Raw genomic sequence first — 24545 nt, forward strand, 5'->3', positions numbered from 1 at the left:
TGTCATGCCGCGCCAGAGCGGGGTCGCGCAGCGCGCCTTGCTGCATGCTCAGCGCGATGCCGCGTGCATAGGGCCTGCGCCGCCGCCCTCAAAACAATCCGGCATCGCGCAGGCTTATCTGTTAAAAAGCCGCAGACCCGATTCTGAAGCGCTGTCATGACTCCACATCCCTCGCCCTACAAGAGCACCGGCGGCCTGCGCCGCATTCTGAACGCGCTGCGCTATTCCTGGCAGGGCCTGAAGGCGGCCGTCAAATACGAGGCGGCCTTCAGGCAGGAACTGGCCCTGGCCGTCCTGATGATTCCCGCGGCTTTTTTTCTGGGCCGCACGGCCGTCGAAGTTTTTCTGTTGATCGTCTCTGTCGTGCTGGTGCTGGTGGTGGAACTGATCAATTCCGCCATCGAAGCGCTGGCCGATGCCTTGTCGGTGGAAACTCACCCGCTCCTGGGCCGCGCCAAAGACCTGGGCAGCGCAGCCGTCATGCTGATGTTGATTTTTACGGGCGCGGTCTGGATCTGCGTGGCGCTCGGCCGCTTTATGCAGAGCTGATTCGGCGGATACGCGCCATTGCAGGCGGCGGGCAGGCTCTTATACTGAGATTTCCTGCCATGCTTGCGAGTTGATCATGACCCCTTCCCAGCCGGAACGCATCGTGATTGTCGGTGGCGGCGCGGGTGGCCTCGAACTGGCTGCTCAATTGGGCCGCGCGCACGGACCCGAGCGCGTGCTGCTGATCGACAGCCGTCCTTTTCATATCTGGAAACCTTCGCTGCATGAAGTCGCGGCGGGCACGCTGGATATCCACCAGGAGGGGCTTTCCTACCTCATGCTGGCGCGGCTGGCGGGCTTCAGTTTCGCCCAGGGCGAGCTGTTGTCCGTAGATAGGCAGGCCCGGCGCATCCGCATCGGTGCCGTACTAGACCCGAAGGGCGACGAAGTACTGGGCCCCCGTGACTTCGGCTATGGCACGCTGGTGCTGGCCCTGGGCAGCGCCTCGAACTTCTTTGGCACGCCGGGCGCGGCCGAACATGCCGTTACGCTGGATTCGACGGAAAACGCCGAGGCCTTCCGCCTGACCATCCTCAAGGCAATGGCCAAGGTAGACCAGGAAAAGCGGCACAATCCGGCCGCACGCCTGGATCTGGTGATCGTGGGCGGCGGCGCCACGGGCGTAGAGCTGGCGGTCGAACTGACGGAAGCCAGCCACGTCGTCAGTGCTTATGGCCTACCCGATTTCCGCGCCGAACGCGATATGGTCATCACGCTGGTCGAAGGCGCGCCGCGCATTCTGTCCGCCCTGCCCGAGAAAATTTCACGCGCCGCCACGGCGCGGCTCAGAGAACTGGGCATTCGCGTGGAAACCGATTGCCGCGTGGCGCAAGTCACGCCTGACAGCGTGAACGCGGATGACGGCCGCCAATTCAGCGCCACGCTGTGCCTGTGGGCGGCCGGCATTCGCGGACCGGCGCTGCTGAAGCAACTCGATATGCCCTTGAACCGCGCGGGCCAGTTAATCGTCAATGAACGGCTGGAATCGCCCGACCCGCATGTGCTGGCCCTGGGCGATTGCTGCGCGGCGCCCTGGGGCGACAAGGGCACGGTGCCGGCCCGTGCGCAGGCGGCCCACCAGGAGGCCAGCTATCTGGCCCGCAAACTCGGCGCGCGCCTGCGCGGCCGCGAAGAGCCTAGCGCTCCCTATGTGTATCGCGACAATGGTTCGCTCGTATCGCTGGGCCAGGACGCCGGGGTGGGCAATCTGATGGGCAAGCTCGCCGGACGGGGTCTGTTCGTAAGCGGTACACTTGCACGCTTGATGTACATGAGTCTGCACCTGATGCACCACCGCGCGGTGCTAGGCGTCTCGCGAACCGCCACCATGGCTTTGGCGCGCCTCTTGATGCGGCGCACCCATCCCAGGGTCAAACTGCACTGATCCCCATGAATTTTTTGCAAAAACTCGAACACGCCTGGGCGACCCAGAACTCCTTGCTGCAAGTCGGCCTGGACCCGGACCCGGCGCGTTTCCCGGCCGAACTGCAAGGCCGCCCCGACGCCATTCTGTCTTTCTGCCGTGGCATCGTGGACGCCACGGCGCCTTTCGCCAGCAGCTTCAAGCCCCAGATCGCCTATTTCGCGGCACATCGCGCCGAAGATCAGCTCGAAGCGCTGTGCGGCCATATCCGCGACAAATACCCTCACCTGCCCATCGTGCTGGATGCCAAGCGTGGCGATATCGGCTCCACCGCCGAAAACTACGCCCGCGAAGCCTTTGAGCGTTACCAGGCGCATGCCGTCACGGTCAGCCCCTATATGGGCCTGGATTCGGTCGAGCCGTATCTGGCCTGGCGTGACCGCGGGGTTATCGTGCTGTGCCGCACCTCCAATCCGGGCGGCTCGGATCTGCAATTCCTGCCGATGGCCGATGGCCAGCCGCTCTATCTGCACGTAGCGGGCCTGGTCGCCGACAAATGGAATGCGCACGGCCAGTGCGGCCTGGTGGTTGGCGCCACCTACCCCAATGAGCTGGCCGCCGTGCGCAAGCGCGTCGGCGACAGCCTCCCGCTGCTGGTGCCCGGTATCGGCGCACAGGGCGGAGATATCAACGCGACCGTGCAGGCAGGCGCCAACAGCGCCCGCGCCGGCATGATGATCAATTCGTCGCGCGCCATCATCTACGCCAGCGGCGGCGAGGATTGGCGCGAGGCGGCCGCAGAAGCCGCCCGGGGCCTGCGCGACGCGATCAACGCCGTGCGCTGAGCGCGGCTGATTGCCTTAGCGCTGGCTGACTGGCACCAACTCCAGCATGCCGCGCAGGGCGAACTCAACGGCCGAGAGCCGCACCTGCGCGCGGTCGCCCGTAAACACATGGGTGACCGCGCGCGAATTAATGCCCGCCTTGGTCCGCCTGGCAAACCCAAAGCAGACCATGCCAACGGGCTTGCCCGCCGTCGCGCCACCCGGACCGGCAATACCGGTCGTGGCGATGGCCAGATGAGACGCCGGCGAAGCCAGCAGCACGCCCTGGGCCATTTCCAGAGCGACCTCTTCGCTGACAGCGCCAAAATGGTTAAGGGTGTCTGCCGAGACCTGCAACTCGTCGACCTTGGCCTGATTGCTATAGGTGATAAACCCGCGATCGAACCAGCCGCTCGAGCCAGGCGCCGAGGTCACCGCGCCCGCCAGCAGCCCGCCCGTGCAGGACTCCGCCGTACTCAGATACCAACCCTGCTCTTGCAAGGCCGGGCCCAATTGTTCGGCCAAGCCGAAGACGGTGGCAGAGGTCAGGCTGGCGGGAGCCAGGCCGGCATTGTGGTGCAAACCGCTGTGGTGCAAACTCATGCAAACACTCCTATGCGAATGGCAAGCATCATGACCAGCAAGGTATAAACAGCCGCCAGAATGTCATCCCACATGACGCCAAATCCGCCCGAAAGCCTCGCGTCGCAGGCCTTGATGGGAGGCGGTTTGACGATGTCAAAGAACCGGAAAAGCCCAAACGCGGCCAGTTGCGCGATCCAGCCGTTGGGGATGAGCCATAACACCAGCCAGAAGGCCACCATCTCATCCCACACCATACCGACATGATCATGCACGCGAAGTTCGCGCCCGGCATAGCCGCAGGCCCAGCAACCATAGGCAAAAGCCGCCAGCAGCAGCGCCCCCATGATCGGGTCTGCGATGGGCGGCAGCATTAACCAGATGACCCAGGCAGCCAGGGTGCCCCAGGTGCCCGACGCAGGCCGGATCAGGCCGCTGCCCAGGCCAAAAGCAAGAAAACGTCCAGGCCGGGCGCAAACCCAGGCCCAAGAGGGGTAGTCCACGCGCGAGCGCTGGCGCATCGAAGAGGAATGAAAGTCGGTCATGAGATGGCGGTTCCTACCCTCACGGGCGAGCCCTGGATGGTAGCAGGCGCGGCGGCCCTGCCTGGGGAGTGGCCCCGTGTCGGACTTGCTCAGGCCTGACTGCCGAAGTGGTCGAAGCCGCCGGGCAGATGCGCCAAGGCCTGTCCCTGCGGGTCGAGCACACGCAAACCGGCCTGGGCTACGACGGCGCCAATGCGATGGACTGGCGTATTGCAGGCCATGCCCGCCTGCGCGATGGCCGCACGCGCATCGGGCGGCGCGGTAAAGCAGAGTTCATAGGCATCGCCGCCACCCAGCAAGGCGCGTTGCAAGACCGCGCCATCCAGCCCGTCGAGCCCTGTCGCGCGCGGCAAGTCGGCATAACGCAGCACGGCGCCCACGCCGCTGGCGGCGAGAATGTGGCCAAGATCCTGGGCCAGCCCATCGGAGATGTCGATGGCGGCATGAGCCAGCCCGCGCAGGGCCAGGCCGAGAGCCAGCCGGGGCTGCGGCCATTCGAGGGCAGGCCGGGTCTGCGCCAGGCGAACCGGATCGGCAGGCAAGGCCCCGTCGAGCAGGCGGTAGGCCACATCGGCCGCCCCCAAGGCGCCCGACACCCAGACATCGTCATCCACCCGCGCGGCATCGCGGCGCAGCGCGGCATCTGCCGGCACGGCGCCGAATACGGTCACGCTGATCGTCAGATCCTGCAGGCTGCGCGTGGTGTCGCCGCCGATGAGCGGGCAGCCATGCGCCCGGGCCAGATCATGAAACCCGCACGCAAAAGCGGCCAACCAAGCATCATCGAGGTCAGGCAGGGCCAGCCCCAGCAGGCAACCCAGCGGCTGAGCGCCCATTGCCGCCAAATCTGACAGGTTGACGGCCAATGCCTTATGACCTACCGACTGTGGGTCGGCATCGGGATAAAAATGCCGGCCGGCGATCAGCAGGTCTTTGCTGACGGCCACCCGCATGCCCTGCGGCACGGGAAACAGCGCGCAATCATCGCCCACGCCCAGGATTTCCCCGGGCGCGGCACGTGTGAAATGGCGGGCGATGAGGTCGAACTCGGAGGCCACTGCCAGGCCGGAACGTCAGCGGCGCTGCTGCGCGGCAGCCTCGACTTCAGCGGTGCGCACATCGGCGGCCAGCTTGTCGAGCACGCCATTGACGAACTTGAAGCCATCGGTGCCGCCAAAGGATTTGGCGAGCTCGACGGCCTCATTGATCGCGACCTTGTACGGCACTTCGACGTGATGCACCAGCTCGTAGCTGCCGATCAGCAAAATGCCGTGTTCGACCGGCGAGAGTTCGGCCAGCGGACGATCGATGTAGGGCGTGAAATGCTCGCGCAGCGTCGGAGCCTCGCGCAACACGCCATGCAGGAGCGTCTTGAACCATTGCGCATCAGCCTCGGAAAAATCCTCGGCATCGCGCAAGTGCGCATCGATCTCGCCCGCGTCTTGCGTGCCCTGGCCGCCACGCAGCAGCCAGGCATACACCCCTTGCAGCGCGAACTCGCGCGCCCTGCGGCGCGCGCTACGCGCATTGGCCCGAGCGGCCACGGCGCTATCAACGCTCATCGTCTTCTTCGTCGTCAAAATCTTCGTCCTCGTCGTCCTCGTCGTCTTCCTCGGGTTCCAGTGCGGCGACCAGATTGGCCATCTCGACGGCCACCTGCGCGCAGTCGCGGCCCTTGCCTTCGGCACGGGCGACAGCCTGCTCATCGGTGTCGACGGTCAGGACGCCATTGGCGACCGGGATGCCGGTTTCGAGGGAGATACGAGTAATAGCAGTGGCCATTTCATTGCTGACCACTTCAAAATGATAGGTTTCGCCGCGAATCACGGCGCCCAGTGCGATCAGGGCGTCGAACTCGAAGGATTCGGCCATGCGGGCCAGCGCGACGCCGAGCTCCAGGGCGCCCGGCACGGACACCACCATGACATCGCGTTCGTCAACGCCGAGCTTGGCCAGTTCTTCCAGGCAGCCAGCCAGTTCGGTTTGACCGACTTCTTCGTTGAAACGGGCACGCACGATACCGATGTGCAGCCCTTCGCCGTTCAGGTCGGGGGTGAGGATGTAGGGATTCATTCGTCGGCCTTATTCGTCAGTGTTGCGGGCGGGGGGGCAATCGTAACCCGTAATGGTGAGGGCAAACCCAGCCATGCTGGGCATCTTGCGTGGGCGCGCGAGCAGGCGCATCTGGCCCACGTGCAAATCACGCAGAATCTGCGCGCCGATACCATAGGTGCGCAGACCGAAGCGTTCGCCGTCCTGGGTGCTGGCCTGCCGGCCCGGATCGCTCCAGTGGGCAATCTGGCCAAACAAATGCTCGGTCGAGGACTGGCAGTTCATCAGGACCACCACCCCCGCAGGCGAGGCGGCAATCGCGCTCAGAGCCTGGCCCAGACCCCAGCTGTGCGGGCTGGAGCCGGTGTCCAGGGCATCGAGCAGCGAGGCCGGTTCATGCACCCGGACCAGGGTTTCCTTTGCTGGGTCGATCTTACCGTGTACCAGCGCCAAATGGGGCGAACCCGTGGCGTCGTCTCGATAGGCGATGGCCTGAAACGTTCCCCAGGGGGTCTGCATCTGGCGCTCGCCCACACGCTGAATGATGGATTCGTGTTCGCTGCGGTATTGGATCAGATCGGCGATCGTACCGATCTTGAGGCCGTGTTCACGCGCGAAGGCCGCCAGATCCGGCAGGCGGGCCATGGTGCCGTCAGGTTTGAGGATTTCGCAGATAACCGCGGCGGGCGTCAGGCCCGCCATGGCCGTCAGATCGCAACCGGCCTCGGTGTGCCCGGCGCGGACCAACACGCCCCCCAGCACGGCGCGCACCGGGAAAATATGCCCAGGCTGCACCAGATCGCTCGGGCGGGCATCGCGCGCCACCGCCACCTGGATGGTGCGGGCACGGTCCGCGGCGGAGATGCCGGTTTCGACACCTTCGGCAGCCTCGATGGATTGCGTGAAATTGGTGCCGTACCGCGTGCCGTTACGGCTGGCCATCAAGGGCAGATCCAGTTGGCGGCAACGCTCTTCGGTCAAGGTGAGACAGACCAGACCGCGCCCGTGGGTCACCATGAAATTGATGGCTTCGGGCGTGACGAACTCTGCCGCCATGACGAGATCGCCTTCATTTTCGCGGTCTTCTTCGTCAACCAGAATGACGATGCGGCCTGCGCGCAGCTCGGCAATGATTTCGGGAACGGAAACAATGCCAAAGTCCGACTCAGCGGCAGCGGGGGAAATCTGATCAGTCATGGTTGGATAGACAACAGACAGGCGGGAAAGTCCCGATTTTACCGCCCTTGGCCGTTCGGCGTCCCGCAGGCACAATGCGGCCCGGGGCGCGCCGCTCCCAGCGGCCTGCCAGGCCCGTCATGATGAAGAGAATTTCATGCTGTTTTCGCTGCCCTGCCCGCGCCGGCAGCGGCGCGGGCAGGCCTGGAACGGGCCGGTGCAGCCTGCCGACTTCCCTCTTACGCTGGCGGGTGCGCTGCCATGGTCCGTCTGTGGCCAATGGGCGCCCTGGTAGGCGAAAATAGCGCTATCCCCATGCCTATGACCCTCGCCCCTTGCATGAAAACCCATTATTGGAACGATGCCCCCACGCTCACCGCACCAGGCCCGAGGCCAGGGCGCTAGCCAGTCCCCCCTCGATGCACGTGGCTTGGGCGGCAACCGCCGCATAATGCGGCGGCTGTTGGAGCACGAGCTGGGCCAGGGCGCGCTCATGTTTCAATGTTTCCCGCTGTCGGTCGGTGTGGCCCGCCCCCCCGCCCCACCGCAGCACGTACAAGCCTGCCCCCGTCAGCGCAGCACGCGGCGGCGAGGGCTTTGCCGAAATAGCCAAGCGGCTGCGCGCCGCGCGGCGCAACCACTGAGACACACTATATGGCTACTGCCAACGACGGCCGCCGCAGCATCCAATCGGTCGAGGTGGGCTTTCCGCTTCTGGCCGCCCTGGTCGACGCAGCCCGCCCCATGACGCTGCGCGATCTCGCCGCTGCCGCCGGCATGACTTCCGCGAAAGCTCACCCCTATCTGGTGAGTTTCATCCGTGTTGGCCTGGTCCTGCAAGACAGCGTGAGCGGCCATTACGAACTGGGCCCGTTCGCGCTGCAAATGGGGCTGGTCAGCCTGCAAAGACTGGACCCGGTGCGCATGGCCCTGCCCGAGGTGGCGCAGTTTCAGGCAGGCATCGGCCATACCGTCGGCCTGGCGGTGCTGGGCTCGCACGGCCCGACCATGGTCCACATCACCGAGGCCAGCTACCCCGTGCACGTAAACATGCGACAGGGTACGGTGATGTCCATGCTGAACACCGCGACAGGCCTGGTGTTCGCCGCCTGGCTTGCGCCCAAAGTGGCCGAGTACTACATCGCCCGCGAACAAAACGACACCGCGGTGACGTCCACCCTATCTCACCCCCTGAAGTCCGCCAGCCCCGAGCATTTGCAGGCCATGCTGGCCGATATCCGCGTGCATGGCATGGCGCGCGCGGTAGGCAACCCTCTGCCCGGTGTGGACGCCCTCTCGGTGCCGGTGTTCGACCATACCGGCAAGCTGGTGCTAGCCATTACCGCCATCGGCCCCAGCGGCCTGTTTGATGTGTCCTGGCAAGGCAGTATTGCGCAGCCGCTCTTGCAATGCGCCCACGCGGTTTCACACAAACTGGGGTGGCGCCCCTGAGCGAATCCGGCCAGAGGCCCTAGGCGCTGCGGATGCGCCGCTGAACGCGCACCGCAGCCAAACAGCGATCCCGCCTAGGGGGCATGCCGGCGGCCGATGCGCAAGCGACCCGGGAATTATCGTGATTTCGCTATTTTTAGCGGGCAGTTTATTCAGGTTAGGCGCTTTTCTTTGATGTTTCTTGATTTATTTCCGGAATATGACCAGTCATCAAGATAAAGCTGTGCCATGATTACCATTCCGACTTTTGCGTAGGCAAGCCCCGACATGTCAGAACAAGAGTTGAAACTGCACGTTCCCGCCGCCTCGGTCGAAGGCGTTCGACAGGAAATCGCCGGACGGCAGGCAACTCGCCTGCCCTTGCGCGCCATGTATTTCGATACGCCAGAGCGCGAACTGGTCAAGGCACGCATCGCGCTGCGCTTGCGCCAGGAGGGCGAAAACTGGGTTCAAACCGTCAAGATGCCCGGGGCCAACGCCATCACCCGCATCGAGCTGAACCACGTCAGGCCCGGCCCGGTGCTGGATCTGTCGGTGTATGCCGGCACAGCCGTGGGCGATGCGCTCGCCCGCATACAGGGGCAGCTCGGGGTGCGCTACGAAACCGATGTGCAACGGCTGTTGTGCAAATTACGCAGCCGGGAGGGCAGCGTCGAAGCCGCGCTGGATCTGGGCGTGCTGCGCGCGGGCGGCCTGGAACTGCCTATCTGTGAAATTGAGTTCGAACTGATGTCGGGCCGGCCCGAGGCGATTTTCAGCATCGCCCGCGGCTGGCAGCAACGCCACGGCTTGGTGCTCGATGTGCGCAGCAAGTCCGAGCGCGGCGATGCCCTGGCGCAATTGGCCGCCCAACTAGCCCTGGCTAACGATGAGGCGACGGCGCAACAAATCGTGGCGCGCTTCTGGGCGCCACGCGGCGCACGCGCGGTGGCCTTGACCCCGGACCTGACGCCCGAACAGGCCATGGCCCGCGTGGCCGACGAATGCCTAGAGCAAATTATCCGCAACGCCGCGATGGTGGCCGAAGTGGATACCGCTGGCGTTTATCAGGCGGGTAGCGCCGAACACGTGCATCAGCTGCGGGTAGGAATGCGGCGCCTGCGCTCGGCCTGGCGTCTGTTCGAAGGCGCCATCGAAACACCCCCGGAAACCCTGGATGCAGGCATCCGCGAGTATTTTGGCGCCCTGGGCGCCAGCCGCGACCAAGATGTGCTGGCCGACACCATCGCCCCCCTGCTGAGGCAGGCGGGCATGCCCGACATCCCCACCGAGCCGGTCGCGCGTGGCGCGGACGCCCGCTCCCTGTGCAGCGGCGCGGCCCTACAGGGCTGGCTGCTGGATCTGTATCAATGGAGCATGACGGTGCGCGCCGCGCCCGTTGACCTGCCCTTGCCCGTGGTGGTCGAAGGACAGCCCTTCGAGCCTGCCATCATTCCCCTGGATGCCGCGCCCGCCCAAGCGCCGCTACGGCCTTTTCTGATTCGCCGCCTGCGCAGATGGCATAAGCAAGTCGTGACAGAGGGCATGCACTTCAGCGAACTGGACCTGCCCACGCGCCACGAGTTGCGCAAACGGGCCAAACGCCTGCGCTATGGCCTGGCCTTCGCCGAGTCGCTGCTGCCAAACGCCCGCCTGCGCAGTTATCGCAAGCAACTGGCGCTTGTGCAGGAGCTGCTGGGCGAGATCAATGATCTGGCCGTGGCGGCCGAACACTACAAAACCCAGATTCCCCTCCATCCGCAGGCCTGGTTCGCCTTAGGCTGGATTGCCCTGCGCCTGGAGCAATTGGCGCAACAGGCTCAACCGGCCTTCGAGAAACTGGCCAAAGACAAACGTTTCTGGAAAGCGGCCTGAGCTGCCGTCAGAGCCGCCAGGAAAAGATCAACCCGGCGCAAGCCGGGTGTTGATCAGTCTGCCAGCAAGGCCGAGGCAAACTCCTCGGCCACAAAGGGTTGGAGGTCTTCCAGACCTTCGCCCACGCCTATCCAGTAAACCGGCACAGGGCGCACGCCCTGGCTGCCCGCGGCGACAGCCGCCAGCGTGCCGCCCTTGGCGGTGCCATCGAGCTTGGTGACGACCAGGCCGGTGAGCTGAATGGCCGCATCAAAGGCGCGAATCTGAGCCAGGGCGTTCTGCCCGGTATTGCCGTCGATGACCAGCAAGACCTCATGCGGCGCGGCGGCGTCGGCCTTGCCGATAACGCGACGGATTTTCTTGAGCTCTTCCATCAAATGCAGTTGCGTAGGCAGGCGCCCGGCGGTGTCGATCATGACCACGCCTGCAGCGCGTGCGCGACCGGCGTTGACGGCGTCAAAGGCCACGGCGGCCGGATCTCCGCCATCTTGGGCGATGACGGTGACGTTGTTGCGGCTGCCCCACTCGACGAGTTGCTCGCGCGCGGCGGCGCGGAACGTGTCTCCCGCAGCCAGCAAAACGCTGGCGCCCTGGCGCTGGAAGGTATGCGCCAACTTGCCGATAGACGTGGTTTTACCCGCGCCGTTCACCCCAGCGATCATCACGACCAGCGGCTGCGCACGCTTGAGGTCGAACTGGCGTTCAAGCGGTTTGAGGTGATCGGCCAGCAACTGGCGCAAAGCGGCCTTGACCTGCGCAGGGTCCTCGATGCGCTCTTTCTTGACTCGGGCTCGCAGCGCGGTCAGCAATTTGTCGGTCGCTTCGATACCGGCATCGGCCATGATGAGGGCCGACTCCAGCTCCTCGAACAGGTTTTCATCGACTTTGACGCCAACAAAAATGCCGCCGATGCTTTGCCCGGTGCGGGCCAGGCCCTGCTTGAGCCGGCTGAGCCAGGAGGCCTTCTTGGGTGCAGGAACTTCGGGGGCGGGGACTTCGGGTGCCGGTGCTGCGGGCGCGGGAGCTTGGGCCGCAGGCGGGCTGGGCGGCGCAAGGGCCGCCACCGCTTCGGCGGCTACGGGTTCGGCCACAAGCGGCGCGGGTGCCGCAGGCATCGCGGGCGAGGCCGGCGCAGCAGTCTGAACCGCCACGGGCTCGGCCGCGACCGGCGGGCGAGGCGGCGCGGCAGCAGGCGGAACCGCCACAGGCGGCTCGGGGGCCACCGCCGGGACAGGCGGCGCCGCGGGCGCGATGGAAGGCGGCGAGACAGGCTCGGCGGGCTGAGCGACGGGCTCCGGCGGCGGCGCGGGCGTGGCTGGCGCGGCGGGCGGAGGGGTCTTTTTCTTGAAGAAGCTGAACATAGTAAAAGTATATTCGGGATCGCGCCCTTGCCGGGCGGCAATGGCGGGCAGCAGCCACCGCAGACGCCCGAGGCGGGCTACTATTCGCGCCAGGAGGGTCTGTTCTTGAAGCAATCCGCAAGCGGCGCACGCGCCATTCGTATCGTTGGCGGCCAATTCCGCCGCACCCCAATCACCGTGCCAGATGTTCCCGGCCTGCGTCCCACCCCTGACCGGGTGCGCGAAACCCTGTTTAACTGGCTGACACACCTCTGGCACGGTGAATTCCGCGACAAACGGGTGCTGGATCTGTTCGCCGGCAGCGGTGCGCTGGGGCTGGAAGCCGCCTCGCGCGGCGTGGCTCAGGTTCAGATGGTTGAGCGCGACCGGGGCGCGGTATCCGCGTTGCGCTCGCTACGCGACAAGCTCAAAGCCGAACACATCCGCATTCATGCCGGCGACGCCCTGGCGGCGCTGGAGCGCATGGACGCCTCGCGCTTTGACCTGGTCTTGCTCGACCCGCCCTTCGGCCAGGGCTGGCTGGCCCGTCTTTGGCCGCTCTTGCCAGCGGTGCTCGACGAGAACGCCCTGGTTTATGTCGAGTCGGAAACCCCTGCCGAGGCCCCCGAGGGATTCGACGTTTTACGCGAGGGCAAGGCCGGCGCCGTCCATTACTGCCTGCTCCAATTTGCTGCAATGCGGAAAACGGAGAATAATCCGGGTTCGGAGGATGGTGTAACACCATAAACATATAGGTTTGGAGCACGTATGATCACCGCTGTCTATCCCGGCACGTTCGACCCGCTCACGCGCGGTCACGAAGACCTGGTTCGCCGCGCCGCAGCCCTGTTCGACAAGGTGGTCGTGGCCGTGGCCTATAGCCGCAACAAAAAACCCTTTTTCAACATCGACGAACGGGTTGAAATCGCGCGCGAGGTGTTGGGCCATTACCCCAACGTCGAAGTCCGCAGTTTCGGCGGCCTGCTCAGAGATTTCGTGCGCGAGCAAAACGGCCGCGTGATCGTGCGCGGTCTGCGCGCCATGTCGGATTTCGAATACGAATTCCAGATGGCCGGCATGAATCGCCATCTTTTGCCCGACGTCGAAACGCTGTTCATGACGCCTTCGGATCAATACCAGTTCATCTCCGGCACCATCGTGCGCGAGATCGCGCAACTGGGCGGCGATGTCAGTAAATTCGTCTTCCCCTCGGTGGAGCGCTGGCTCCAGGCCAAGGCCAAAGCGCGCCGCGAGCAGGCCGACACGGAATAAGCCCGGGCGGCGCTACAATGGGCGGGATTTCCGCCCTCGCGCCGCTCTGCCATGGCTCTCCTCATTACCGACGAATGCATTAACTGCGACGTCTGCGAACCGCAGTGCCCCAACGAAGCCATTTCGATGGGCGAGGACTATTACGTCATCGACCCGGACCTGTGCACCGAATGCGTCGGCCACTACGATGAGCCGCAGTGCAAGGTGGTCTGCCCGGTCGAGTGCATCGAGCTGCATCCGCAATGGAAGGAAGGGCAGGAAGCCCTGATGGCCAAATACCGCCGCCTGACAGGCGGCGCCGCATGAGCGGCCCCGAGCAGTCTTCCACCGCCCCTCACCGCCCAGCCATCCGCGATCTGTCGGTTTCCGCCATCGCGGCCGGCCTGATCGCCGTACTCGTCAGCTTCAGCGGCACCGCCGTCCTGATGGTGCAGGCCGGTCATGCTGGCGGTCTGTCGGCCGTGCAGATCGGCTCCTGGCTTGGCTCCATCTGCCTGGCCCTGGGCCTAGGCGGCACCATATTCAGCCTGCGCACGGGCCTGCCCGTGGTGTTCGCCTGGTCCACGCCGGGTGCGGCCCTGCTGGTCACCGGCCTGGCGGGCGTGCCCTTCGATCAGGCCGTTGGCGCGTTTATGCTGGCCGCCGCGCTCACCCTGATCTGCGGTGTGTTTGGCTGGATTGATCCCATCGTGCGGCGTATTCCAGGAGAAATCGCCGGCGCCATGCTGGCGGGCGTGCTGCTCAATTTCGGTATGGGCATCTTCCGCAATATCAGCAGCGCCCCCGCTATGGTGCTGGCGATGTGCGTGGCCTATCTGTTGTGCAAACGCTGGCTGCCCCGTTTCGCCATCCTGATCGTGCTGGCGCTGGGCTTGCTCATCGCAGCCAGCCAGGGTCTGCTGCAACTCAACAGCCTCTCCTGGGAGTGGACCGAATTCGTCTGGACCACGCCTCACTTTACGGTGCAAAGCGCCATCAGCCTGGGCATTCCGCTGTTTGTGGTGGCCATGGCCTCGCAGAACCTGCCGGGCCTGGCGATCTTGCAGGCAGCCGGCTATCGCCCGCCCGCCTCCCGCCTCGTGGCCGCGACAGGCCTGGTGGGCCTGGCCGCAGCGCCTTTTGGCGCGCACAGCGTCACGCTGGGAGCCATCATCGCCGCGCTATGCGCCGGCCCCGAGGCCCATCACGACCCGGCCCGGCGCTATGTGGCGGCCGCCACCTATGGCATCAGCTATGTGCTGCTGAGTGTCGCAGCCGGCACCGTCGCCCTGTTTTTCCAAGCGCTGCCGGCGGCCCTCATCGCCACGCTCGCCGGCCTGGCGCTGCTCGGAGCCATCATGGGCGGCATGGCCAATGCGATGGGTAACCCGCAACGGCGTGAGGCCGCGCTGATCACCTTGCTGGCGACCGCTTCGGGCATGAGTTTCTGGGGGATAGGCTCCGCCTTCTGGGGCCTGGCGGCGGGCCTGCTGGCGCACGCCGTGTTCAGCCTGCGCGCGAAATCCTGACAACCATCAGGCCTGCGAAGGGCGAAGTGAGCCGGCAGGCCAGCTCACCGCTCCCATATCGGGATGCACCTTGAGCAGGCGCGCGGGGATGCCCAGATAATGCGACAGCCAGGCGGCCGCCAAATCGCCTTCGTCCACGACATCTACCACCTGCTCGCCGATGCGTAATTGATAGCGCACGCTATCGTCGTCTTCGATGACGTCCAGCGGAATATCCAGCCGCAGCATGCCCGGCGCCGTCAGCACTAGATAACCCAGGCGCAGCTCCACGCTGATTTCCGCCAGCCTGGGGCACAGCCCGCGATCCAGCCATTGGCCGGCATCGTTGCTGATCAGCCAGCGGCGCTCGTAAGCGGCCGCCTCGGCTTGAGCCGTCTCGCCGCATTCCGCGACAGGCTGAAATCCGCTCATCGATTGAGCACACCCTTGAGGGCCTTGCCCACATTGCTCTTGCCGCCCTTGGCGCCCAATGCGTCTTTGATCGTGCTTTCCAGGCCACGCTTGATCAGCACGCTGGCGATTTCACGCCACTGCACGGTGTAGACCGGCTTCTCGAAGCTGCCGCTGATGAGCACAGGCACCGGCAGATTGCGCAGATCAGCCAGCTCTTTGCCTTCTTTGGCGGTATTGGTGACCCGCGCAACCACCACGAAATCGAGCCCGCTATTAACGAAATCGATGATGGCCGGGCTGCCCTGCGACACCCGCAGGAAGTCGGTCGCCACATCCAAGCGCTTGACCGTGCCCACCCCCTTGGCCAGCGTCATATCGGCGTCCATGGCCGTGAAATCGGTTTGACGACTGCTGTCAGAAGCAAAGCTATGGTTTTCGCCCTGGCCATTGACCAGCGATTTGAGATCTTTGAGCGTTTGCGAGAGATTGATGCCCTTGACCGCGCCCTCGCGCAGACGCAGTTGCACCGTGCCGCCCAGATTGCTGGTCAGGGCATAGCTGTTATTGCCCGCCGTGCTCAGATCGAGCGCAAGGCTACCGTTGCCCGACAAGGTATTGCGTTTGGCGACATCCATCAGCAGCGGCTCGATGGCCACGCCCGTCAGGTTGAGCTTCGCCGCCATTTTGTTGCCCTCGGCGGCATTGACCGACAATCCCCCGGCCAACTTGCCGTTGTAGAGGTCGGCGCTAATGCCAGAGATATCCAGCTTGCCGTGGTCGAGCTTGATGCTGGCGCCCACCTGGGCGGCTTTCAAGCCCCGCATCACCAGTTGGCCGATCTTGACCGTGCCATCGGCGCTCGGGCCTATCAGCCCGGACAGATTGATGCTGTCGTCGCGCGGTTTGGCGGGCGCGGCAGGCTTGGCTGGCGGCTTGGACTCTTCTTGCTTGCCATCGGCCGCCGGCTTGACCGGCAGGGCAGGCATGAGCTTGTCGAGATCCAGCGTATCCACGGCCAATGCAAACTTGAGCTGCGGCTGCGTGGTCAGTTGGGCAAGATCAGCCATGAGGTCAAACTTGCCGCCCTCGAGCACCGCATTGATTTTGGCGCTAGCCTGATCCTTCAGCAGGTCTGCCGACAGACTACCGATCACGGGAATCTGCAGACTGCCCTTGGGCAGCGCCGGGTCGGTGATATTGACATCCCCCTTGAGCGCGGCAAGACTGCCCGCGCGCTGCGTCAGGTTGAGCGACACCGGCGACGCGAACACCGTCTTGACCACGCGCTCGCCCTGTTTGACGGCGGCGTCGATCTTGGCTTCTTTGATGTCGAGTTCGGCGGCATTGCCGCTGATGCCGGTCAGGCTGAAACTCGCGTCCAGCGAAGGATTGCGGATGCGGCCCGTCAGGGCATCACCCCCCGCCGAAGTGGGCGAGATATGCAGACTGGGGGTGTCCAGCGCAAACTCGAAGGGGCCTTCAGGCGAATTGCCCTTGGCGCGTGCCGCCAGTTTGTCGATCTGCAACTGCGCCTTGTGCGGGTCAACCGAAAGCTTGGGCATGGCCACACTGGCTTCCACGCCTGTCAGCCTGGCCGCGGGATGGGTGACATCCCCCTGGAACACGACTTCCAGGCCGGCCACATCCAGCGATGAGCTGGCGCCATTGAAAGCCAGGTTGCCACGCACGGCGAGGCTCTTGGCCTGAGCGCTGGGCAACTTGCCCTCCATGCGCAAATCCAGGCGCTGAGCCGAATAGCGTTTGGCGGAGGGGTCCAGGCGCAGCAAAGCCTGGCCAGTCAGGCCGGCGTCAAAACGCGGGTCGCCGCCTTCAACGCGGGCATTGAAGCTGACATCGAAGGGCTGATTAAACGTCACGCGGCCCGTGTTGGCATTGAGATGCGTGACAGAAACGGCCATGCCGCTCAGCGCATCCTGCAATTGCAATTCGCCGTCTTTGAGATCCAGGCCGGCGATATCGATCTGCATGCTGCGCGGCGCGCTCACCGTGCCGCTCGACAGCGCCTGCGCCGCGCCGGCGATGGCGCCGACCGTGGCCTCGGCGGCATTGGCGGGCACTGCGGTGCTCGGCTCCACGCCACCCACGAGGTTCTCGAAATTGAACTGGCCGCTCTTTTCGCGCGCGATGCGCGCCTTGAAGCCATTGATGGTGACGTGATCGACAACCAGATTGTTGGACAGCAGCGGCCAGACGGCCACGGCCAGCCGCATGCTGTCGATGGAGGCGAAGACCTCGGGGCTGTTGGCTTCCGACAAGGACACGCCCTGCACGGCCAGGCCGATGCGCGGGAACAGCGAAAGCTCGATTTCGCCTTCGATCGTCAGGGTGCGGTGATAACGCTCCTGGACCAGTTCCTCAAGCTTGTACTTGTAGGCATTGGGGTCAAATGTCAGCAAAAAGATGGCCAGCCCTACGACTGCCACCAGTACCAACACCACCAAGCCTATCAAAATGCGCTTGAACCACGTCTTCATTGCTGCCCCGTCGAGACCTCGACTTGGAAGATTTCCAAAGGGCCGGCCCAAAAAGAGCCGGCGCGTTCTCTGTGACCACCCTCCAAACCACACCCGGCCACCCAGAGCGGCAAGCCAGATCGGCCTGTCCACGCGAAGCGGGGGCAAAGCTGGGGTTGCTGGAAAAGGGCGCGGCCAGACACGATGAGTGCCAGATAACGCTATCGTAACAAATCAGGGGCATGTCAAAGAGCAGAGCCCTGATTCAACAGGCAAAAAACCTGTCGAGTGCGCAAGCATAAGGGAAAACACCGGTAAGCACAGAGATAACATGCGCTGATTTTGGCGGCTTTTCTGCATGCCCCCGTTCGCATCCCCTTGCGCCATGCCTGGTCTTGGAACGAAGCCAGCCCCTACCGGACAGAGTCATTTAGAATCCTGCCCCATCATGCAAACCAAGCCTTGCACCCTGACGCGCTCGCGCACCGCCGTTTTCTGGCTGGCGCTGCTGCTGTTCGCGTTCAAGGCGATGGTGCCGCAAGGCTTCATGCCTGGCTCATCCCAAGGCGGCACGCTGATTCAGCTCTGCTCGGCGGCAGGGCCGGTGTGGGTGCAGGGCCCGGCCAAGGCCGACCAAGGCCCTGATGAACGCCACGCGGCACAGGCCGCCGCCTGCTCGAGCGGCGCCGCCGTCAGCGCTGCGGCGCTGCTGCCCGCGCCGCTCTCTCCGATCCCGGTCAGCGAACAGGCTTTTCCTGTCTCGGCCCGGGCGCCGCCCGCCGCGCCGGTTTTCCCCATTTCCAGCGTCCCGCTCGGGGCGCGCGCACCTCCCCTCTCTCTCGTTTGATCGCTGCCGGCTTGCCGGCGTTCTCTGGCTGCACCTAAGCCGCAGCCCTGTTTCCTATTGAACGAGAATTTCATGCCTATTCCTTACGCCAGAACCGCCCTGGCGGTATGGGGCTGCGCGCACGCCTCTTCCTGGGCGCACACCGCAAGCGTCGCCACCCTGCCTGACCTCAGCGCCAGCTACCGTTTCTGAGGCCGACACCATGTCTACAAGCGCTTCCCTTAACAAAGACGACCGCGAACACGTGGCGGCCGCAGACCTCTACCGGGCGGTCTGGCGCTGGCATTTTTATGCCGGCATGCTGGTGCTGCCCTTCATGATCCTCTTGGCCGCCACCGGCATGCTCTATCTCTTTCACGACGAGATCGAAAGCGTCTGGTACCGCGATCTGCGCCAGGTGGCCGAACACGACGCGGCGCCGCGCGCGCCCGAAACCCTTGCGGCCGCTGCGCTGGCGGCGCAGCCCGGCACGCTGCTGAAATACCTGCCGCCCGCCGGCCCGCGCGCGTCGGCTCGGGCCGTGATACGCCCCGCCTCGGGAGCCAATATCTCGGTCTACCTCAACCCCTACACCGCTCAGGTATTGGGCAGCCTGCCCGAACAAGGCAGCTTGATGTGGACCGTGCGCAAGCTGCATAGTCTGAAATACTTCAATGCCGCCGCCTTGATCGAAATCGCTGCCGGATGGTCCTTGCTGCTGGTGGCCAGCGGCATCTACCTGTGGTGGCCGCGCGGCCGCCGCCTAGGGGTCATCAGCGTGCGCGGCTCGCCTGCGCGACGGGTGTTCTGGCGCGATCTGCACGCGGTCACGGGCGTCTTCACGGCCTTCTTCATTGTGTTTCTCGCGCTCACGGGCATGCCTTGGTCGCAGGTCTGGGGAGCCAAGATCAATCAATGGGCCAATGGCAGTAACTTCGGCTACCCCTCGGGAGTCCGCGTGCAAGTGCCGATGTCGACGCTGAAACTGGCCGATCAGGGCCTGACGACCTGGTCACTCGAGCAGGCCCGGCTACCGCAATCGGGGCATGAAGGTCATGACAGCCACGCAGGCCACGCGGCTCAGGAAGCGCCGCAAGGCCAGAACAGGCAGGGCGAACACCCTGGCCGGCCTGCGCCCATCGGTCTGAACCGCGCCGTCGCCGCCCTAGAGGCGCTGCATCTGGCCCCCGGCTATTCCATCAGCCTGCCCAAGAGCGATCGGGGGGTGTACTCGGCCTCGGTATACCCCAATGATCTGCAACGTCAGCGTGTTGTGCACCTGGACCAATACAGCGGCAAGCCCTTGCTGGACATGAGCTACGCTGACTACGGCCCCTTGGGCAAGACGCTGGAATGGGGAATCAATGTGCACATGGGGCAGGAGTTCGGACTGGCGAATCAACTCGTCCTGACGCTGGCCTGCCTCGCCATGGTGCTGATGTCGGTATCCGCCGCCGTGATGTGGTGGAAACGCCGGCCGGCGGGCGGCCTCGGCATCCCGCCCGCTCCACATAATGCCCGCGCCCTGCGTGGCGTGCTGGTCATCATGGTGATCGGCGGCCTGATCTTTCCGCTGGTCGGCCTATCCTTGATCGTGATGGGCGTGCTGGACTGGCTGGCGCTGAAGCTGACGCGATAGCGGCAGCGCCCGATGACCGGCCTGGCCTGCCGGTCATCGGGCGGTTTCAGCGCGTAAACGCCACCACGCGCTGGCGCTGCGTGCCCAAACCCTGCACGCCCAGCGTCATCACATCGCCCTCACGCAGAAACACCGGCGGCTTCATCCCCAAGCCCACACCCGGCGGGGTGCCGGTGGTGATGATGTCGCCAGGCAAGAGGGTCATAAAGCGGCTGACATAGCTCACAAGGGTTTTCACATCGAAAATCATGGTGCGCGTATTGCCGGTCTGCATGCGCCGGCCATTGAGATCCAGCCAGAGGTCCAGGGCCTGCGGGTCCGGCACCTCATCGCGCGTGACCAGCCACGGGCCGATCGGGCCGAAGGTATCGCAACCCTTGCCCTTGTCCCAGGTGCCGCCGCGCTCCATCTGGTACTCGCGCTCGCTCACATCATTGACGACGCAATAGCCTGCCACATAGTCCAGCGCGTCATCGGCCTCGACATAACGGGCCCGCTCACCGATGACAACACCCAGCTCGACCTCCCAATCCCCCTTCTGAGAGCCCTCGGGCAGCATCACCGGATCATCCGGCCCCTGGATGCAGGACGTCGCCTTCATGAAAATCACCGGCTCTTGGGGCACGGGCGCGCCGACTTCCGCCGCGTGATCAAAGTAATTCAAGCCAATCGCCACCAGCTTGCCCACGTTGGCCACGGGGCAAGCCAGTCGCGGCTCGCCGGGCACCTGCGGCAACGAGGCCGGATCGCACCCGATCATGGCGGCCAACGCAGCCCGCCCGAGCTGAGCGGGGCCGATGTCAGGCACAAGCCCCGACAAATCCCGCAGCACGCCTTGCGCATCGATCAGGCCAGGCTTTTCCTGCCCCGCCGGGCCAAATCTCACCAGCTTCATGTATTTTCCCTCAGTGCAATATTGACGATGAACCGCGCGGACCGGCCCTCATGCAACGTGCGCTGCACTCCCTGCTGCGCAAGGCCGCCCTGCCGGCAAAAAATATACACGCAAACACCGCAAGCGCCTGATCCCCCTGCCCTTGAAGGTTTCCTCTTGGCAGCCCCCATCGCCTGCGCGCCCGCGCCGCACTGGCCGCTCGAGCAAGGCGCGGGCTATTGGGCTAGAATGTTCGAAGGCCTTCATGCGCCCACCCGGATCAGGACGACCTGACCGGCGTTTCTTCTCCAGGGACGACCCTAGCTCACAAGCCTATGGTTACCGTCCTTACTCCCCCCCCCTCTCGCTGCCCCATTGCCCTGCGCACGAACGCGCGCCCCCGCCTGTAACGCCGCAGCAAGGGCTAGACAGCGTCACAGGCGCTGCGCGCTGGTCCTGAATGGCCTGACACCCGGCTGCACCGCGGCCGCTGCATTCGCTGCCGCCTGTCCCGCCTCTCTTCCAGATTCCAGGCGACGGGATAAGCCGCTGCCACAGGCCTGCCCCGCCACACTCAAACCCTATTTAACTGGCCCCAAAGGGAGTCGTTAATGTGCACCCTCCACCATCGCGCGCGCGCGAGCAGACCCCGCATCCCGCGACCCGCGCTCATCAAGCTTATCTGGGCCTGGCTGGTCGTCATCGTGTTCACGGTGTATGGCGGCGACCTGCTGGCCGCGCCCTTGACACCGGCGGTCGCGCTGGGCTGCTTTGCCCTCTTGTTCTTCACCATTGTTGCGGCCTCGTTCGGCGTCGTGCATGAGGCCGACCGTCTCGCCCAACAACTCGGTGAACCCTATGGCACCCTGATCCTCACACTCTCCATCGTGTCGATCGAAGTCATCCTGATCGCCTCGGTACTCCTGGGCCCCGGCGAATTCCCGACGATAGGCCGCGACGCCATCTTCGCCGTCATGATGATCATCATCAACCTCGTGATGGGCATCTGCCTGATCGCAGGCGCTCTGCGCCACGGCGAACAGACGTACAACGCCCAGGGCGCCAAGGCCTATCTCGGCATGATCGTTCTGCTTACGGGCTGCGCCCTGGTTCTGCCCAACTCTCTGCCTGGCGCGGGGGCCTTCAGCACCGTGCAAGCCTGGACTATCGCGGGTATCACCGCCGCCCTATATGGCCTCTTTCTCGCACTGCAAATGGGCCGCGAGCGCCGGCTCTTCATGCAGCCAGAGCCGGGCCTCATGGCGATCGTCCACCGGCCAGACCAGGCCAGCGACAGCGCCCCGGCGCAAGACAAAGCCCAAGGCTCGACACGCCAGAGCAGTCTGTTGCTGCTGGCGATGATCGTCCCCATTGTGCTGCTCGCCCATCACCTGGCCGTGGTCATCGACTATGGCGTCGTCGCAGCAGGCGCCCCCATCGCCGTAAGCGGCCTGCTGATCGCCATCATCGTATTCACGCCCGAATCGCTCACCGCCGTGAAAGCGGCGCTGAACCAAGACATGCAGCGCGCCATCAACCTCTGCCTGGGCGCCTTCGTCTCCACCGTCGGCCTCACCGTGCCCGCCGTGCTCGTCATCGGCCTGCTCACCGGCAAACCCGTCATCATGGGCATCTCGGCACTGGAAACCCTGCTCTTTGCGCTGACAGTGATGCTGGCCATGCTGTCCTTCGGCGGACAAAAAACCTCGGTCATCCAGGGCGCCCTGCACCTGGCGCTGTTCGCGCTCTATGGGTTTTTGCTGTTCGGGGCCTGAGACAAAGCGACATCCCGGCAAACGCCAAGCTAGTGTGTCCTCCGCCTTCCCACCGCCCTGTGATGCCACCACCGCTACTCTTGGTGGTGGCATCACCCGGCTTTATGCGTCTGATGCCAGCGGTTTATAAGCCACCGCCTTGATTTCAATGCGCAGCATCGGATGCGGCAATTGATGAACGGCCACGGTTGTTCGACAAGGCCCGTCGTAATCGAAATACTCGGCGTAAACCTCGTTATAGCCCTTGAAATCCCCCATATCGACCAAGTAAGTCGATAGTTCGACCAGGTCTTTCAGACCCGCGCCCACGCTTTCCAGAATCGCCTTGATGTTCTCAATGACGGCGCGCGTTTGCGCGCGGATATCGGCATCCAGCACGCCCATCGCATCGGACTCGGCCCCCACGAAACTGTTGTCCGCCCGGCGCGAACTGGTGCCGGAAACAAAAAGAAAATCCCCGGCGCGCTTGACGTGAGGAAATCTACCGCGCGGTTGAGCCCGCCCTGCAATAACGGCGGAGGCGGTCGCAGTCGTTTCCATTTTCTTATCCCTCATCGCTGGCCTCGGGTCCGTCGACGTGAATGCACACATTGGTCAGTTCAGAATAGAAGTTCAAAGAATGGAGCCCGCCCTCTCGCCCGATCCCGGACAGCCCACTCCCGCCGAAGGGGGTGCGCAGGTCGCGCAGAAACCACGCATTGACCCAGGCAACCCCCACGTTCATGGACTGCGCAACACGATGCGCCTTGTTCACATTGCTCGTCCAGATCGTCGCCGCCAAGCCATAGGGCGTGGCATTGGCCCGCCGTATGACCTCCGCCTCGGAATCAAAAGGCGTGATGTGGCCGATGGGACCGAAAATTTCCTCCGACACGCAGCGGGCGTCGTCGGGCAAGCCCGCAATCAGCGTGGGCTCGACCCAGAAGCCGCCATCCAGCGCGTTGCCAAAGCGTGGCGTGCCGCCCCCCACGATGAACTCAGCCCCCTCTTCGCGCGCGAGCGCGTAGTAGGCCAGCACCTTGTCACGATGGGCTGCCGAAATCAGCGGCCCCATTTCCGTTTCGGCGTCGGCCGGATCGCCTAGCTTGATGCGCTTTGCGCGTTCGGCAAGCGCTGCGACAAAGCGTTGATAGATTGGCCGCTCAACGAAAATTCGTTCAGAACAGAGGCAGACTTGGCCGCTATTCAAAAAGGCCGCGCGCGTCATGCCTTCGAGCGTTTTTTCGACATCGCAGTCAGCAAAGATGATGGCGGCGTTCTTGCCGCCCAACTCAAACGACACCGGCTTGACCCCATCGGCCGCCGCGTGCATGATGGCCGAGCCAGTTTTCGACTCTCCGGTGAAGGTGATGGCGCTGATGTCGGGATTCCTGTTAATGAATTCCCCGGCCGAATTCGGGCCGAATCCGTGCACCAAATTGAATACGCCTTCCGGCAGCCCAACCGACTGCATCACCTCCGCAAGCAGGCTGGCCGTGCCAGGCGTTTCTTCCGATGGCTTGGCCACCACCGCATTGCCGCAAGCAAGCGCAGGCGCCACCTTCCAACTAAAAAGAAGCAGAGGCAGGTTCCAGGGAGAGATGATGCCCACCACGCCCAACGGCTTTCTGACCGCATAGTTGATCGCCTGCGCACCGCCAGCGAGTTCGGTCCGAAACGTCTCCAACGGCGCCGTCTTGAGAATGTCTGCAAAAATGCGGAAGTTCGCCGCCCCTCGGGGGATGTCGAGCTTGGACGCCAGCGACACCGGCTTACCCGTGTCGCTGACCTCTGCCTCCAGAAAGACCTCCGCCCGGCGGTCGATTTCGTCGGCGATGCGGTACAGCATATCAGCCCGGTCCGCGACCGATGTCGCGCCCCAAGCGCGCACCGCGCGGTGGCCGGCGGCAATGGCCTCGTCAACCATCGCCCTGCTGGCCTCATGCACCTCGGCGAACTGCACACCGGTCGCCGGGTTGATGCCTGCAAAGCGCTTCTCGCTCTCGACAAAGCGGCCATTGATGAAATTTCTGTACTGCTTGAACACGGGTACTCCTCGGGGCAAATA

The 24545-nt window shown here is 64.4% G+C and carries 25 protein-coding genes; 12 read left to right on the forward strand and 13 right to left on the reverse strand.

Features of this window, described 5'->3' with window-relative positions:
* The first annotated feature begins 156 nt into the window (after positions 1 to 156).
* From U0029_RS14590 to pyrF, 3 genes are all read left to right on the forward strand, one after another.
* Positions 157 to 549: a diacylglycerol kinase gene (locus tag U0029_RS14590; protein WP_012416273.1), complete on the forward strand. Its 393-nt coding sequence runs from the start codon at positions 157 to 159 to the stop codon at positions 547 to 549.
* 76 nt (positions 550 to 625) lie between these two features.
* Positions 626 to 1933 (forward strand): NAD(P)/FAD-dependent oxidoreductase, encoded by a 1308-nt coding sequence (locus tag U0029_RS14595; protein ID WP_039051521.1) that lies wholly within the window; start codon positions 626 to 628, stop codon positions 1931 to 1933.
* A 5-nt stretch (positions 1934 to 1938) separates the two neighbouring features.
* Positions 1939 to 2757, forward strand: coding sequence for an orotidine-5'-phosphate decarboxylase (gene pyrF, locus U0029_RS14600; protein WP_012416271.1), 819 nt, complete (start codon positions 1939 to 1941; stop codon positions 2755 to 2757).
* A gap of 15 nt (positions 2758 to 2772) precedes the next feature.
* On the opposite strand, the gene U0029_RS14605 is transcribed toward pyrF, so the two are convergent.
* The 7 genes from U0029_RS14605 to U0029_RS14635 form a co-directional block, all read right to left on the reverse strand.
* Positions 2773 to 3339, reverse strand: a complete 567-nt coding sequence (locus tag U0029_RS14605; RefSeq protein WP_114852720.1) for a CinA family protein — start codon at positions 3337 to 3339, stop codon at positions 2773 to 2775.
* Positions 3336 to 3839 carry a phosphatidylglycerophosphatase A family protein gene (locus U0029_RS14610; protein WP_039051533.1) on the reverse strand — a complete coding sequence of 168 codons (504 nt, stop codon included), beginning with the start codon at positions 3837 to 3839 and terminating at the stop codon, positions 3336 to 3338. Before U0029_RS14610 ends, U0029_RS14605 begins: the two co-directional genes overlap by 4 nt.
* Positions 3840 to 3952: 113 nt before the next feature.
* Positions 3953 to 4921, reverse strand: coding sequence for a thiamine-phosphate kinase (gene thiL / locus U0029_RS14615; protein WP_114852719.1), 969 nt, complete (start codon positions 4919 to 4921; stop codon positions 3953 to 3955).
* Between the two features lie 15 nt (positions 4922 to 4936).
* Positions 4937 to 5407, reverse strand: coding sequence for a transcription antitermination factor NusB (nusB, locus tag U0029_RS14620; protein ID WP_114852744.1), 471 nt, complete (start codon positions 5405 to 5407; stop codon positions 4937 to 4939).
* A gap of 7 nt (positions 5408 to 5414) precedes the next feature.
* Entirely contained in the window at positions 5415 to 5936 is a 522-nt protein-coding gene (gene ribH, locus U0029_RS14625; protein WP_012416266.1) for a 6,7-dimethyl-8-ribityllumazine synthase, read from the reverse strand.
* A 9-nt stretch (positions 5937 to 5945) separates the two neighbouring features.
* Positions 5946 to 7112 carry a bifunctional 3,4-dihydroxy-2-butanone-4-phosphate synthase/GTP cyclohydrolase II gene (gene ribBA / locus U0029_RS14630; protein WP_114852718.1) on the reverse strand — a complete coding sequence of 389 codons (1167 nt, stop codon included), beginning with the start codon at positions 7110 to 7112 and terminating at the stop codon, positions 5946 to 5948.
* 352 nt (positions 7113 to 7464) lie between these two features.
* On the reverse strand, positions 7465 to 7740 hold the full coding sequence (locus tag U0029_RS14635; RefSeq protein WP_127812009.1) for a hypothetical protein: 276 nt from the start codon (positions 7738 to 7740) through the stop codon (positions 7465 to 7467).
* A gap of 5 nt (positions 7741 to 7745) precedes the next feature.
* Here U0029_RS14635 and U0029_RS14640 point away from each other — a divergent pair, with 5 nt between their 5' ends.
* Together U0029_RS14640 and U0029_RS14645 are read left to right on the forward strand one after the other, a co-directional pair.
* A complete protein-coding gene (locus U0029_RS14640; RefSeq protein WP_012416263.1) occupies positions 7746 to 8543 on the forward strand; it encodes an IclR family transcriptional regulator in 798 nt (265 codons plus the stop codon).
* A 267-nt stretch (positions 8544 to 8810) separates the two neighbouring features.
* The gene (locus tag U0029_RS14645) at positions 8811 to 10397 is read left to right on the forward strand and encodes a CYTH and CHAD domain-containing protein (protein ID WP_114851749.1); all 1587 of its coding nucleotides are present in this window, start codon (positions 8811 to 8813) and stop codon (positions 10395 to 10397) included.
* 53 nt (positions 10398 to 10450) lie between these two features.
* On the opposite strand, the gene ftsY is transcribed toward U0029_RS14645, so the two are convergent.
* Positions 10451 to 11758, reverse strand: a complete 1308-nt coding sequence (gene ftsY, locus U0029_RS14650; protein WP_039052211.1) for a signal recognition particle-docking protein FtsY — start codon at positions 11756 to 11758, stop codon at positions 10451 to 10453.
* Positions 11759 to 11863: 105 nt separating this feature from the next.
* Here ftsY and rsmD point away from each other — a divergent pair, with 105 nt between their 5' ends.
* From rsmD to U0029_RS14670, 4 genes are read left to right on the forward strand one after another with little or no spacing between them, the layout of a single operon-like run.
* Complete coding sequence (gene rsmD, locus U0029_RS14655) at positions 11864 to 12484, forward strand: 16S rRNA (guanine(966)-N(2))-methyltransferase RsmD (protein WP_012416260.1); 621 nt, start codon at positions 11864 to 11866, stop codon at positions 12482 to 12484.
* A gap of 21 nt (positions 12485 to 12505) precedes the next feature.
* Complete coding sequence (gene coaD / locus U0029_RS14660; RefSeq protein ID WP_114851748.1) at positions 12506 to 13009, forward strand: pantetheine-phosphate adenylyltransferase; 504 nt, start codon at positions 12506 to 12508, stop codon at positions 13007 to 13009.
* A gap of 51 nt (positions 13010 to 13060) precedes the next feature.
* Positions 13061 to 13315, forward strand: a complete 255-nt coding sequence (locus U0029_RS14665; RefSeq protein WP_012416258.1) for a YfhL family 4Fe-4S dicluster ferredoxin — start codon at positions 13061 to 13063, stop codon at positions 13313 to 13315.
* Positions 13312 to 14517: a benzoate/H(+) symporter BenE family transporter gene (locus U0029_RS14670; protein ID WP_012416257.1), complete on the forward strand. Its 1206-nt coding sequence runs from the start codon at positions 13312 to 13314 to the stop codon at positions 14515 to 14517. The genes U0029_RS14665 and U0029_RS14670 overlap by 4 nt, the downstream gene beginning before the upstream one ends.
* A 6-nt stretch (positions 14518 to 14523) precedes the next feature.
* Here U0029_RS14670 and U0029_RS14675 read toward each other — a convergent pair whose 3' ends face one another.
* Both U0029_RS14675 and U0029_RS14680 read right to left on the reverse strand, forming a co-directional pair.
* Complete coding sequence (locus U0029_RS14675) at positions 14524 to 14928, reverse strand: MOSC N-terminal beta barrel domain-containing protein (protein WP_114851747.1); 405 nt, start codon at positions 14926 to 14928, stop codon at positions 14524 to 14526.
* Positions 14925 to 17405 carry an AsmA family protein gene (locus U0029_RS14680; RefSeq protein ID WP_114851746.1) on the reverse strand — a complete coding sequence of 827 codons (2481 nt, stop codon included), beginning with the start codon at positions 17403 to 17405 and terminating at the stop codon, positions 14925 to 14927. Before U0029_RS14680 ends, U0029_RS14675 begins: the two co-directional genes overlap by 4 nt.
* Before the next feature lie 427 nt (positions 17406 to 17832).
* Between U0029_RS14680 and U0029_RS14685 the strand changes: the two genes are divergently transcribed.
* Positions 17833 to 18231 carry a DUF2946 family protein gene (locus U0029_RS14685; RefSeq protein ID WP_114851745.1) on the forward strand — a complete coding sequence of 133 codons (399 nt, stop codon included), beginning with the start codon at positions 17833 to 17835 and terminating at the stop codon, positions 18229 to 18231.
* 202 nt (positions 18232 to 18433) lie between these two features.
* Positions 18434 to 19849 carry a PepSY-associated TM helix domain-containing protein gene (locus U0029_RS14690; protein ID WP_114851744.1) on the forward strand — a complete coding sequence of 472 codons (1416 nt, stop codon included), beginning with the start codon at positions 18434 to 18436 and terminating at the stop codon, positions 19847 to 19849.
* 46 nt (positions 19850 to 19895) lie between these two features.
* On the opposite strand, the gene U0029_RS14695 is transcribed toward U0029_RS14690, so the two are convergent.
* The gene (locus U0029_RS14695) at positions 19896 to 20744 is read right to left on the reverse strand and encodes a fumarylacetoacetate hydrolase family protein (RefSeq protein WP_114851743.1); all 849 of its coding nucleotides are present in this window, start codon (positions 20742 to 20744) and stop codon (positions 19896 to 19898) included.
* Between the two features lie 590 nt (positions 20745 to 21334).
* On the opposite strand from U0029_RS14695, the gene U0029_RS14700 reads away from it, so the two are divergent.
* Complete coding sequence (locus U0029_RS14700; protein ID WP_114851742.1) at positions 21335 to 22498, forward strand: calcium:proton antiporter; 1164 nt, start codon at positions 21335 to 21337, stop codon at positions 22496 to 22498.
* 102 nt (positions 22499 to 22600) lie between these two features.
* On the opposite strand, the gene U0029_RS14705 is transcribed toward U0029_RS14700, so the two are convergent.
* On the reverse strand, positions 22601 to 23038 hold the full coding sequence (locus U0029_RS14705) for a RidA family protein (protein ID WP_114851741.1): 438 nt from the start codon (positions 23036 to 23038) through the stop codon (positions 22601 to 22603).
* Positions 23039 to 23042: 4 nt separating this feature from the next.
* Positions 23043 to 24524, reverse strand: coding sequence for a 2-hydroxymuconic semialdehyde dehydrogenase (locus U0029_RS14710; RefSeq protein WP_114851740.1), 1482 nt, complete (start codon positions 24522 to 24524; stop codon positions 23043 to 23045).
* Positions 24525 to 24545: the final 21 nt, after the last annotated feature.

Origin of the sequence: Bordetella avium (assembly GCF_034424645.1) — a bacterium.
Classification (GTDB): domain Bacteria; phylum Pseudomonadota; class Gammaproteobacteria; order Burkholderiales; family Burkholderiaceae_B; genus Bordetella; species Bordetella avium.